The sequence below is a fragment of the uncultured Roseivirga sp. genome, from assembly GCF_963973945.1.
Lineage (GTDB): Bacteria > Bacteroidota > Bacteroidia > Cytophagales > Cyclobacteriaceae > Roseivirga.
Genome location: NZ_CAXBBV010000001.1, coordinates 713,317 through 725,537, shown reverse-complemented (window position 1 = coordinate 725,537; position 12,221 = coordinate 713,317). Strand labels below are relative to the sequence as shown.

Below are 12,221 nucleotides of genomic sequence, written 5' to 3'. Positions count from 1 at the left end.
GGAGAGGGACAGCACATTCTGCTAGGTTTTGCATTAGTGCCCCAATCTTGCACGCTGTACCCTCTTTTTCCACGGGTAAACTTCCTCTAGCATACCTCTTGTTAATATTCTCCTAAATGTCTTTCTTTATTATAGAAAAACATACCTCCCACTTTCACTCATCGTGCTTTTCTGGAAATTAAAAAAGGGCTTATAGCAATTGCCCATTAGGTGTGCTAACTCTCCTTTTTGTAAACTATTGGAAATGTAACACTCTTAAATTGAGCGTTACATAACGTTGTGCTCAATATGAGTAGATATAAAAAGAAACAAATGCAATTAAAATTCCTCAACTCGAAAATCAATTTGGTCGATTCATTAGAAGCCGAACGCTTAGTGATTGACCCTGATTCTTACTCCATTTATTGACACCTTTTGACCTTAAAGCAAAGGTCAAACAGATAGGACAGGTAACAGTTGACGACTATTTAGCAAATGCACAGAAATACCTATATAGTTGGAATAATCATGAAAAGGCATACTTAGAAAATATCATTACCCAAACCGAGAAACAAATCAAAAAAAACAATATCGATTCGAATGGATGAAATTTTTGTTGTCAAATCAGCCATGCATGAAGAAGGAGCCAATGGGTTTACACGGAAAAATTATATGGTACTCAATTATAATTTTCTTTCAGCACACCTTTTTGAGCATGAACTCTTTCATATTATTTCCAGATACAACAGTGATAAAATTAAACAAGCCTACGGTATACTGGGATTTAATCCCTGCAATGAGATAGAGATACCTTCCACAATGATCGACTTTAAAATCACAAATCCAGATGCCTTATTTAACAACTTTTACATCAATTTGAATTACGAGAATAAAAAAGTAAGTCAATTATACGAGCAAATAGAAAAAGCAGCTATAATATTTACCCAGAAGAAATTACGGCTAAAAACTTCAGTATGGCTCTCAATGATATTTGAAACCTTACTCACCAACACTAGAAATCAACTAAATGATATACATCTAAAATAATTCGAACAGAAATAAAATAGAAAAAATGATAGAACAAATTCAACCAAAACTAGACCGTATTAAGAAAGCTGACCAAAATCGTCCTCGAAAAAAAATTGCCGTTTTAGGAGCAGGAATGGCAGGTCTGGTAGCAGCCTATGAACTTGCCTCGCTAGGTCATGAAGTCGTTATTTACGAAGCAAATGATAGAATTGGTGGCAGGGCATGGACACATCGTTTTGACGATGGCCAATACCATGAGTTTGGAGCGATGCGTTTTCCTATGGAACATGATCATACCCGATATTATGCTAAAAAGTGTGGATTATCTTTTAGAACATTTATCAAGCACCATGACGAACCAAACTCATTCTATTTTATAAAAGGGGTCTTAACAGAGAAATCATCTTGGGGCACCAAGCTTCTTCCAGAATTAAACCTGACTGAATTTGAAAAGTGGATGATTGATAATGGACCAATTCCAGCTGAGGCTAGGCATGCTCAATTACTCAATTTGTTAGTATACCCCTTTAAGCAACTTATGCATGAAATTTCTTCGAATCCCCATGACCTGAATGCGATTCTTGGTACAGGTCCAATAACTGAACGAATAAAAGAAATTGATAAGATTTCATTAGGAGAGTATTTGAAAAAATACAATACTTCTACGGATGCCATCGAATTAATCGGTGGAGTTACTGGTTTGGAGGTTTGGTGGGACAAGGCAGTATCAATGTTTATTCGAGAGGAATTGGCGGCAGAAGAAAGATTAAAAGATCAAGGTATTGAGGAAGGTAGAGATGAAATAATTGGGGGCACCGATCAGCTTCCAAATGGGATGCTTAACATGTTGAGCAAGCTAAAAGTTGAAATTAAAACCGAACATGAAGTCTTTTCGATAAACAAACAAAGTGAGCAAATACAATTAGGTATCAAAAATAAACTCAAGGAAACACTCGAAGATTTCGATTACGTAATATGTACGCTACCTTTTTCTATTCTCCGAACAATCTCTTTGGCTGGCTTTAGTAAACCTAAGATGACTGCCATCAGAAATCTTAATTATGCTTCTTCTGCCAAAGTATTGCTGAATACTAAAAACCGCTTTTGGGAGGCTGCTCCTTATAATATCAAAGGTGGTGCCTCGCAAACTGATTTAATCAACAGGCAAATTTATTATCCTTCTGGCAATACAGTTGCCGTACCGGAAACTAACGCGTCTCAGCTCAAGGGTTTACATGGGCAGGTTCAAAAGTATAGCAAATTTGAATTAATTGACGATTCAAAAGAAAGCCCAGGTATTCTAGTAGGTAGTTATGTATGGGGAATGGATGCCCGAAGGCTGGGTGCTTTAGAACAGGATGATCGGGCGGTCACTGTTATAGATGCCGTTTCAAAAATTCATCCAGAAATAATGGAAGTCGGAATGGTTAAAGATACGGCATCAATCTCCTGGGACAACTATAAATATGCAAATGGAGCTTTCTGTTTTATGAAACCTGGAGATTTTTCCAATTATTATCAAGATGCTATATCTTCGGAAGGTAATTTATTCTTTGCTGGTGAACATTGCTCACTCGATAATGGCTGGATACAGGGTGCAATTATTTCTTCTTTGAAGGCTGTTGAAACTCTTGTAAATAAATAACCAAACCAAACATTGAGATGAGTGCAGAAAAAAAATTTCTTTCTATTCCTGAAATACCTCCCCAAATTGAAATACCAGGTGGCAACCCATTTCAACTATATCGTATCGATGGCTCATACCTGTATCTTTCAGGCCATGGTCCTAGTTGGGGGAATGATTTTAGCAAAAACCTGGGGAAGGTTGGAATTGACCTTACTACAGATCAAGGCTATAATTCAGCAAAGATATGCATGCTCAATCTTCTTCAAACTACTAGAGCGGCAATTGGAAGCTTGGATCGGGTAGAATCAATCATTGAGGTTTTTGGAATGGTAAACTCGGTTGATGACTATACCGAACACTCAAAGGTGATAAACGGGGCCAGTGAACTCTTGGAATTCGTTTTCAAGGACAAAGCGCATCATACAAGAGTGGCCATGGGTGCAAACTCTCTACCTTTTAATTTTCTGTGGAAATAAAGATGACGTTAAAATTTAAGTTATGAATCAGGAGGATATTTTAATTACAGTTGAAGAAAGTGATTCTTCAATAGGATTTTTCGACCTTAATAGTGAGCTTGAAATTGGAAGAATCAAAACTGGATTCTGGCCTCATGAAATAGAGGTCAACAAGTCAGGTAGAATTGCCTATGTAACGAATTTTGGTATAAAAGACTATGATGAATTCATAGGAGATGCTGGAGCAAGTATTTCGGTCATTGATACACATACCCAGTGTGAATTACATAGATTATATACATTTCGAGATAATGATGAATATGCTTTATATAGAGCGCCTCATGGAATAAAACTTCATCCAGATGAAAGTAGGCTATATGTAAATGTGGAAAAAGGGAATAGTGAAATGCTGATCTTTGATCTTGACTCCAAAGAGAAATTCCCAACAAAGTCCTTCGCATTAGATATAGACCATCATTCCATTGGTTCAGACTCAGATTATTTTCCAGATCAAAACTTCCCCATTCCACATGGCACTCATAATTTCGAATTTTCTGCAGATGGAAAATCTATTTTTCTTGGGGCAGGAAGAGCAGGTCTTTATAAGATAGATGCAGATAATGGTAAACAATTAGGCCATTTTTCGTTAGGAAAGAATAATGCTGTTCGAGGGATCACATGGACTGCTGACGGGAAGAATCTCATTATATCTGGAAGTGGACGTTTGGTGATACTCAATCCAAATAATTTCACTCCTGTTCAAGAGTTTAATAATCTTGAAGCCGCACAAATTCTGTATTCCCAACCTACTCCAGACGGAAAATATATTCTATGTCCAGCTGTTTGGGAAAGTAAGATACTGGTGCTAGATATTGCAAGAGGATCGGTTGTAAAAAGGATTAGTGTAGGAATGGATCCCATACACATCCGAGTTCATGCTAGGGATAACATGGCTTATATTTCACACGGTCGAAGCAAGTTTATTTCTAAGTTAAGTCTGGGAGACTTTACGGTAAAAAACAATATACCAACTTTGGGAGGACCAAACGGACTCGCATTAGTGAGCATTCCTTCACGAGCTGATCAACTGGTATTTGGTTGTTGCTTGCCTTTATCTGGCCCAAGCGCTACTGAGGGGCGTGAAATAAGATTAGGTTATCAATTCTGGATGGAACATGTTAATTCAACTGGGGGTATTCAAATTCAGAACAAAGCATATAAAGTCGTTTTAAAATTTCGAGATACAGAATCCAAAAGTAATGGTCCTGGAGATAAGGAATTCATTCAAAATCTGACCCAGGAATTACTATTTGATGGTGTGAAATTTATGCTAGGAAGTTATCCTACTCCTCCAAATTGGCACATTGCAGATTTTCTTGACGGCAAGGGTATTCCCGTAGTAACGGCCACTGGAGCAGGAGAGTTTATGTATGACAAAGGCTATAAGCATCTCTTCGGCATCATGTCACCCGCTAGGGTTTATTTATCTGGCACAATCGATTATTTGCTAGGCAACTCCGATATAAAAGACAAACCCAAAACGATTTCGTTTTTATCCTGCGATGATCCAGCAGCCTTGGAAGATGCAAAGGCCACGGCAAAATATGCACAGGATAAGGGTATGCAATTACTACAGCCCGATCCATCTCCTGATCTAACAATTGATAAATCAGGCGTAGTTGTTTACAAACACCTTCAAGAGGATTATAGAAAAGAATTGGAGTCCATTCAAGCTATTGGCCCCGATCTATTTTTTAATACAGGGCATCTATCTGAAAGTATAGATATTGTTAAGCAGGCAGCCAAATTGCAATTTAGTCCTAAAGGCCTAGCTTTTAGTGTAGGGCCTACTGTTCCTAAATTCAGAACAGAATTGGGTAGTAAAGCCAATGCCCTTTTTGGCAGTGCACAGTGGAATCCGTTTGTCGAGCTTGTCGGACATGATCAGTTTATAACACCAGAACGATTTGCTAGAAAGTTTTTTGAACGCTTCAGTATGCCTTCATCTTATTTCTCAGCTGGAGCCTTTGCTTGTGGTATATTCTTCGAAGAAGCCATTCAATCTGCCGATTCTATTGAACCAAATCATCTAATTCCAGCTCTTGCGAAAACTAAGATGAAGACATTTTTTGCAGATATCGACCTTGATGAGCGAGGATTAAATAACGATAAGCCCATCATTACTGTTCAAGTACAAAAAACAGCCACAGGTGAACTGATGGAAATCCCTATCCATCCTCCAACTCTCGTTAAGGAAGCGGAGGTTATTTGGCCTTTTCCAGGATGGGAGTAATAAAAACAATTCATTAACTAATACCCCTTTAAAACTCCACAAAAATGAATTTCATATTAAAAATTAATGGATCTGAATCAGAAAAGGCAGCTTATGTAGGCTGGACACCAGTCAAATGCAACCTAAAGATTGCATCGTTTGAAAATTCTTCACCTGTAAGAGTCATTATCTCGACCGGCCAGCTTCAAGGAGCAGAAGGAAAAATTGCTCTTTATAAAGATAATTCCACAAGCGCAGTGTCGGTAGAAACCATCGAGCTAGATTACATGGGCGAAGAACAAGTCTTCTTTGTGGCTGGGGTGTTTGATAACGCTAGTGTAGCAAGAAAGGACACTTTTATCAGAGTTGAAGACCGTGACTCTAAAATTGCTACGATTCAACGAGATGTAATGGTCCGAGTTCGGAAGAATGCCAATGAACTTGCGCCAATTGAGATAAAACTGTTTTTAGAGAGTTTTGTAGAATTAGCAAGACTAGAATCTAAAGATAATTACCCTGACCCAAGTAACGAATATACCAAAACACCTAGCAAGTTGTTGGACGAGATTGTATTAATGCATACGCTGGACGCATCGAATGAAATTCATAGGAGGACCTCTTTTCACCCCTGGCATAGAGCTTTTCTTTTACATCTAGAGCGGGAATTGCAAAAAATCCACCCCGAGGTAACAATTCCTTATTGGAAATTTGACGAAGCTGCAAATAATGTATTCACAAGAGAATTTGCAGGTGAGAATGGTCAAACAAAAATTCCTGGTATCACAAATATCAATAGCACAACGGTAAAGGTGAGTTATGGCGAAACATTGGAACCTACATTTAATAAAAACAACCCACTATTCACTTATTCGAAACATATTTTTTGGGGTGGAGCTTTAAAACGAGCATACCGGAATCAAAATCCTTTGGATGGTAGAACTCAGTATATTGGCATGTCGGAGAAGGAACTTATTTGTGAAGCGCCTGCAGACACTAAAGACAATTTTAAGTTTTGGTCTTCCTTAGAGGAAAGATTTTCTCACAATGGTGCTCATCTTACATTCACGGGTCATGTGGTTAACGTTGGTAAAGATCCTGTTGACCCTGTATTCTTTATGATGCACGGCAATGTAGACCGTTTATGGGCATTGTGGCAACATGTTTATGATAGATTCGATGGAAATGACATTAAAACATACCCTTATCAAGGGAATTATCCAGGAGAAAGAGGAGAAAAGTGGGCTCGAGACAAAGTGCTAAATGATGATGGTCATTATGATGTTGGCAATGAGGACGTTGGAAACTATGCTGAAGATACGCTGTGGCCATGGGCATATGATTATGAACTAAGCAGGCCTATAAGAAGGTGGGATACAAACTATTTAGGAGGAGATAATAAAGGAAAAGTCCCACAAATAAATATTAAGTTCCCTGATTCACCAACCTCCAAATATCCGTATCCATATAAGTCTCTTACAGTAAAAAGCACCATTGATTATCAAGGTATCTACAGCGAGAATAATCAAGCTCAACAAGGATTTGATTATGCAGACCTTCCGTATTTTGATAAGGATAAAACACCATACAAGTGTGAGATGCCTGAAACAGACAGAAAGGCGCTTCTCGATCAATTCTTCGACCAGAGTATCGAAACTCCAAAGCGGTTAGAGATAGCGAGCAAACTGTTTCTCATTGAAGATGGTGAGAAAATGAGGACATTAGAGGTTTTGAGTGACAAGAACGAAGAAACTGAGGTCAGATTAATGTCTATCGTCCTAGCAGACGATTCTCAAGCAGAATTTTTAGATCGAGCATTAAGCATAATCGAGGATAAATTGGAGTCCGTTGAAATCAGGTCTGAACTGATTCATTCGATGATTGGTGCGAAAAGATCGAACAAAGCATATCCATCAAGGAGAGCTAAATTCTTTGATCTATTAAGAGGATTACTCAGAGGCGAAAATCTACAACTAAGATATCAGGCTATTGAAATTCTTACATCCCACGAAGACGAGGTTGCTCAAGAGTTTCTTATTGAAGAGTTAAGAAAAGACCAAGGTGAGCTTATCTCAAAACAGGATGCCATTTTCTTTTTAAGGGAAAATACTAAACAGCAACATGTTGGGCTATTCCATGAAATTTTTTATGAAAGTAGAAACAATGCCGTTAGGAAAGCAGCAATTGAGGGGCTCGGAAACGACCCTCAATCTATAGACCTACTTAAGGAGGTTGTTACCGATGAAAATGAAAACTACAGTGTAAGAGAAGCGAGTGGACTGTCGCTACACCATCTGGACTATAAAACCATGAACTACATTGCTGCCAAGATTATTGCAAAACCAGAACCTGGAGACGGGATAAAGATGTTTAAAAGTGTGAATCCCAACCCAGATGAAGTAGATTTTAAAGCGGGACTATTGAATATGTTGGTATACACAGGAGATACTGACCTATTGAAAGGAAACGAAGAACTAAAATCTTCATTGCGAGAAGTGGTTGCCTCGGACACTCAATACAAGGCTAAATTTCGCAGTTCACTCGAGGCATTTGCTGCTGCACCGGTAGCAGGCCCAACTATCGTTGAGCAACTGGCTGCTGAACTTCTTTCAAGACTAGATGGTAAAAACGATGATTAGACCTGTTCTTTCAGCAGAAAGTATCGAAGACCATATCGGAGAAGTATTCGGTAGAATTCGAAAAGGTGAATTGTCCAGAAGCATTTTGGTAGATCTTTTATCAGAACGCCATTCTGTGTATCAAGAGCGCCCAAGCTATCAGATAAACCGAATCAAAGGGTATGCACTTGCTTCTTTTAAAGAAACAGGACTACCTAGTTCGGCCATCAGCTTCGTACTGGATGAATTGCAAAATGGACGAAACGCTTATTTGGTTGGAGCCGCAGCTAGAGGATTACGTGGTGCTAAGCATCCGAAAGCTCAATACGTTAGTTTCTTAATCCAATCGGTTAATAATCTCAAATACCATGACGATAGTTTTGACCTTACTGTTTTTAAACCTGAATGGCCACTTAATAATCCTTCAAGTGGGCGCCTTGAAATTTTCAGAACGCTACAGTGGTTGAAGGGATATGCTAAAGCAGCTTTACCAGAACTCAGGTCGTTTTTAAACAAGACAGAGGATTTTACACCAGAAATGCGTGAGGTAATTCGGAAAACAATCAAGGAAATCGAGGAAGACAAACGAGACCTTGATTTAAGTTGCTGTGAAATAGAAAACAAGAGCAAAACCGGAATTTCTTGGTTGTGGAAAGGGTTGCATAATGTAAGAAGTATAGGAAATCTTGAGGTTCAAAATGAGAAGGGTAAATTCCAGTCTCTTCAGGATGTTATAGACCAAAAGCCTACAGTTGTAGCATTCTTTTACACACGCTGTATGAACCCAAATAAGTGTACACTTACTATTAACAAAATGGGATGGCTGCAAAAAGAGCTGACACAAATAGGACTTGATAGCAAGGTAAACCTGCTTGCATTCACCTATGATCCGAGCTACGATACCCCAACTAAAATGCGAGTATTTGGAGAGAATAGAGGTTTGGTATTTGGACCGAACACACATGTATTAAGAACTCGCCCGGAGGAATTTAGTGTGCTTTCTGACTTTTTTCAACTTGGCGTCAATCATGTGGCCTCTACGGTTAATCAGCACAGAATCGAGCTATTCATTCTGAATCAATATGGTCGTGTAGCAACGACTTACTCTAGAATACAGTGGACAGTGGAACAGGTGGTTTCTGATCTAACAAAATTGGTCGGTCGTTCATTAAAACGAACATGGGTCTCAAAAATCTTAAATACCTTTCAACAGGTAGTCATTCCTATTTTGGTTGTTTTCTTCCCAAAATGTCCTTTCTGTTGGGCTGCTTACCTTAGCGTTTTTGGAATTTCAGGTCTTCAAAGTATTCCATATAGCCCTTGGTTACTGCCTTTGATTATTGGTGTAATGGTGTTTAACCTAGTATTGCTTTACAGAAGAGCAAAAGCCCGTAATGGACTATTCCCTTTTTGGATTAGCTTGATTGGAACTTTGCTTGTTGGAGGGGGTTACACTCTAACACATCAGCCAACTTCCTTTGTAGGGATTGGGCTAATATTTACAGGAGCTGTTTTAAACAGCCTATCCTTTAAGCACTGGAGTAAGGTTACCTATTTGGTCGAATCAATTCTGTTCAAATTGAGGAACATGACCTTTAGAAAAATATGGAAATCAAAAACTGAGCACAACACGATGTATGAGTAATAGCACCCTGCGGGATGCCACTACTCATACACAAACCATAGCCTACAACTCAAAAACCCTCTCCATCAGCATCCATTTTTCATCTGGCTTTGCGAAGGGTAAAGCTTGTTGATATTTCCACATGAGTGCTTCCCATGCTTGCACTTTAGGATTGGCCTGATCCATTCTTCCTTTTTCATCAAATGAGAAATCATCTTCCGTTTCCATAATCATGCAAAGGCGATTGGCAAGTAGGTAAATCTCCATTTTCAAAATACCCGAAACTCGAATGCTTTCAATGATTTCTGGCCATACCTTTTGGTGATGGATTTTGTATTCCTCAATCAGTTGAGGATCATTTTTTAGGTCGAGTGTAAGACAGTATCTTTTCAATTTTTGAATGTTGAGTTACGATTTACGATCACTGATTAACTGATTTCTGATCTACCGATTTCTAAATTCTCTCAAAGCACCCTTAGCCAACTTCTTGCACTTCGGTAACCTTCCCCCTTTGGGGAAGGCATGGATGGGAGCTCTTACAGTTTACTCACCTTTCTTCCATACCAGCCAATATACATGAAACAGAGCAGTGGCAGGATAAAGGAGAAATTCACTTCGCTTGCACCCGTAATTTGAGTGTCGTTCACTGCGCTTCCGCCTAAATCTATAATCATTCCTTGCCATTTGGGTAATAAGGCGCCTCCTACAATGGCCATTACCAAGCCCGCTGCCCCGATTTTGGATTCTTCTTCATTCAGACCATTCAAGGACACACCGTAAATGGTGGGGAACATGATGGACATGAAAAGAGAGATGGCGACCAAAGCATACAAACCATAAATTCCTTCGACATAAATGGTGAGCACCGTACTTATTCCAGCCAAAAGGGCAAAATACTTGAGTAACTGACCAGAGTTAACAAACCTGAGCAGGTAAGTGCCAGTTGCCCTTCCCACTAAAAAGAGGATGAAGGCCGCAAACTGATAATTGGCTGCGTCTGAACTGGAAATGCCTATGGCTTCGGCATACTGATAAATATAAGTCCAGCACATGATTTGTGCCCCCACATAGAACACTTGCGCCAATACACCGAGTACGTATTTTTTGTTTTTGCGCAAGGCATTGAAGGATGCTTTAACACTAGGGATTTCTCCATCGCCTTTTGTCTGTGGCATTTTGCTCACTGCAATCAGAATAAAGATGCCGATAAGTACTAAGCCGAGAATGACGTAAGGGTTACGAATGACCATCAGGTCGGAGGTTTTGATCAATGTTTTTTTGGCCAGCTCAAGTGAAGCAAAGTCGGCTATATCATCGGACTGCAGTTTTTTGAGCACGAACTGCTGCGCAACGAGCAGACCAGCCAATAACCCAACAGGGTTAAACGACTGCGCCAAATTGAGGCGTTGAGTGGCGGTTTCTTTTGCACCCATGGCCAGAATATAAGGATTGGCGGTGGTTTCTAAAAAGGCCAAACCAAAAGTAAGAATGTAGAGGCCAAGGCAAAAAAACCAGAATTGCTCCGTAATGGCTGCTGGGTAAAATAACAGTGCCCCGAAGGCATAAAGGGCTAAGCCGATTAACACACCCACTTTATAGGAGTATTTTCTCACAAATAATGCGGCAGGCAAGGCCATGCAAAAGTAGCCCCCATAAAATGCCATTTGCACCCAAGCGGCTTGAGAATTCGTTAGCTCCAGCACCTTCTTGAAAGCCTGCACCATAGGATCGGTTACCGCATTCGCAAAACCCCAAAGCGCAAAAAGCGATGTAATCAGAATGAAGGGGAGGAGCGTTTTTCGGTCAACGAGTTTTGCCTTGGTTGAAGCTTTCATAGGTTGAGGTTAAATGGTTCGGTCTAAATGGGTGTAACCTCCGTCTACAAAGATCTGCTGCCCCGTAATATGGCTGGCCTTTTCGGAGATTAAGAAAACAGCCGTGTTGGCAATTTCTTCGGCTGTGGTCATTCTTTTTCCTAAAGGAATTTTATCGGTGATGGACTTTACCTTTGCCTCGGGATCATCGAAAGTCTGTAGCCAACTTGCGTAAAGTGGCGTCATTACTTCGGCAGGCACAATGGCATTTACCCGGATGCCGCTTTCTAAAAGTTCAACCGCCCATTCTCTTGTCAAGGCCAAAACGGCACCTTTTGCCGCAGCATAACCCGATGTATTTCCTTGTCCAGTAATTGCGGTTTTGGAAGCAATATTGAGAATGGTACCCTTCGATTCTTTGAGGTAAGGCAAGCAAAAATGCGCCATGTCGTAAAAGTGGTGGAGGTTCTTTTGAAGGGAGGTTTTGAAGGCTTCTGGACTTCCGTTTTCCAATCCCACACCATCGTTGATTCCAGCATTATTGACAAGTCCGTGAATGGCTCCGAACAAAGCAATCGTTTCTTTGACGGCTTTTTCGCATTCGGCAGTATTGCATAAATCGACCTGAACAAATTGAGCCTTGCCTTGAATTTCTGAGACTAGTTTTTCTCCCGCCTCTTCATCCTTATCGAAGATTATGGGTATGCCGCCCTCCTCCGCAATTTGACGAACAATGGCAGCTCCAATTCCCTTTGCACCTCCGGTGACTAAAAAAACTTTATCTCTCAGGTTCAGATCCATATGTT

At 39.9% G+C, this 12,221-nt stretch carries 9 protein-coding genes; 6 read left to right on the top strand and 3 right to left on the bottom strand.

All coding sequences use genetic code 11. From position 1 onward, the window contains the following. The first annotated feature begins 579 nt into the window (after nucleotides 1-579). The 6 genes from AAC026_RS03185 to AAC026_RS03160 are packed head-to-tail and all read left to right on the top strand — an operon-like array spanning nucleotide 580 to nucleotide 9,622. The gene (locus AAC026_RS03185) at nucleotides 580-1,026 is read left to right on the top strand and encodes a hypothetical protein (RefSeq protein WP_339694983.1); all 447 of its coding nucleotides are present in this window, start codon (nucleotides 580-582) and stop codon (nucleotides 1,024-1,026) included. A gap of 25 nt (nucleotides 1,027-1,051) precedes the next feature. After that, complete coding sequence (locus AAC026_RS03180) at nucleotides 1,052-2,653, top strand: NAD(P)/FAD-dependent oxidoreductase (RefSeq protein WP_339694981.1); 1,602 nt, start codon at nucleotides 1,052-1,054, stop codon at nucleotides 2,651-2,653. Between the two features lie 17 nt (nucleotides 2,654-2,670). Continuing rightward, nucleotides 2,671-3,111: a RidA family protein gene (locus tag AAC026_RS03175; RefSeq protein WP_339694979.1), complete on the top strand. Its 441-nt coding sequence runs from the start codon at nucleotides 2,671-2,673 to the stop codon at nucleotides 3,109-3,111. A gap of 22 nt (nucleotides 3,112-3,133) precedes the next feature. Further along, nucleotides 3,134-5,383, top strand: coding sequence for an ABC transporter substrate-binding protein (locus tag AAC026_RS03170; RefSeq protein ID WP_339694978.1), 2,250 nt, complete (start codon nucleotides 3,134-3,136; stop codon nucleotides 5,381-5,383). A gap of 44 nt (nucleotides 5,384-5,427) precedes the next feature. After that, entirely contained in the window at nucleotides 5,428-7,998 is a 2,571-nt protein-coding gene (locus tag AAC026_RS03165; RefSeq protein WP_339694976.1) for a tyrosinase family protein, read from the top strand. Next, the gene (locus AAC026_RS03160) at nucleotides 7,991-9,622 is read left to right on the top strand and encodes an SCO family protein (protein ID WP_339694974.1); all 1,632 of its coding nucleotides are present in this window, start codon (nucleotides 7,991-7,993) and stop codon (nucleotides 9,620-9,622) included. Before AAC026_RS03165 ends, AAC026_RS03160 begins: the two co-directional genes overlap by 8 nt. 42 nt (nucleotides 9,623-9,664) lie before the next feature. On the opposite strand, the gene AAC026_RS03155 is transcribed toward AAC026_RS03160, so the two are convergent. The 3 genes from AAC026_RS03155 to AAC026_RS03145 all read right to left on the bottom strand — a co-directional run bounded on the left by AAC026_RS03155 (nucleotide 9,665) and on the right by AAC026_RS03145 (nucleotide 12,216). Then, nucleotides 9,665-9,994, bottom strand: a complete 330-nt coding sequence (locus AAC026_RS03155) for an L-rhamnose mutarotase (protein ID WP_339694972.1) — start codon at nucleotides 9,992-9,994, stop codon at nucleotides 9,665-9,667. A gap of 143 nt (nucleotides 9,995-10,137) precedes the next feature. Then, nucleotides 10,138-11,436, bottom strand: a complete 1,299-nt coding sequence (gene fucP / locus AAC026_RS03150; RefSeq protein WP_339694971.1) for an L-fucose:H+ symporter permease — start codon at nucleotides 11,434-11,436, stop codon at nucleotides 10,138-10,140. Nucleotides 11,437-11,445: 9 nt separating this feature from the next. Beyond that, the gene (locus tag AAC026_RS03145; protein ID WP_339694970.1) at nucleotides 11,446-12,216 is read right to left on the bottom strand and encodes an SDR family oxidoreductase; all 771 of its coding nucleotides are present in this window, start codon (nucleotides 12,214-12,216) and stop codon (nucleotides 11,446-11,448) included. Between the last annotated feature and the right edge of the window lie 5 nt (nucleotides 12,217-12,221).

What these genes read in the sequence shown, in the direction of transcription:
- AAC026_RS03165 (WP_339694976.1), top strand. Translation starts at nt 5,428, where the DNA reads ATGAATTTCATATTAAAAATTAATGGATCTGAATCAGAAAAGGCAGCT.
- AAC026_RS03145 (WP_339694970.1), bottom strand. Translation starts at nt 12,216, where the DNA reads ATGGATCTGAACCTGAGAGATAAAGTTTTTTTAGTCACCGGAGGTGCA.
- AAC026_RS03160 (WP_339694974.1), top strand. Translation starts at nt 7,991, where the DNA reads ATGATTAGACCTGTTCTTTCAGCAGAAAGTATCGAAGACCATATCGGA.
- AAC026_RS03170 (WP_339694978.1), top strand. Translation starts at nt 3,134, where the DNA reads ATGAATCAGGAGGATATTTTAATTACAGTTGAAGAAAGTGATTCTTCA.
- AAC026_RS03175 (WP_339694979.1), top strand. Translation starts at nt 2,671, where the DNA reads ATGAGTGCAGAAAAAAAATTTCTTTCTATTCCTGAAATACCTCCCCAA.
- fucP (WP_339694971.1), bottom strand. Translation starts at nt 11,436, where the DNA reads ATGAAAGCTTCAACCAAGGCAAAACTCGTTGACCGAAAAACGCTCCTC.
- AAC026_RS03185 (WP_339694983.1), top strand. Translation starts at nt 580, where the DNA reads ATGGATGAAATTTTTGTTGTCAAATCAGCCATGCATGAAGAAGGAGCC.
- AAC026_RS03180 (WP_339694981.1), top strand. Translation starts at nt 1,052, where the DNA reads ATGATAGAACAAATTCAACCAAAACTAGACCGTATTAAGAAAGCTGAC.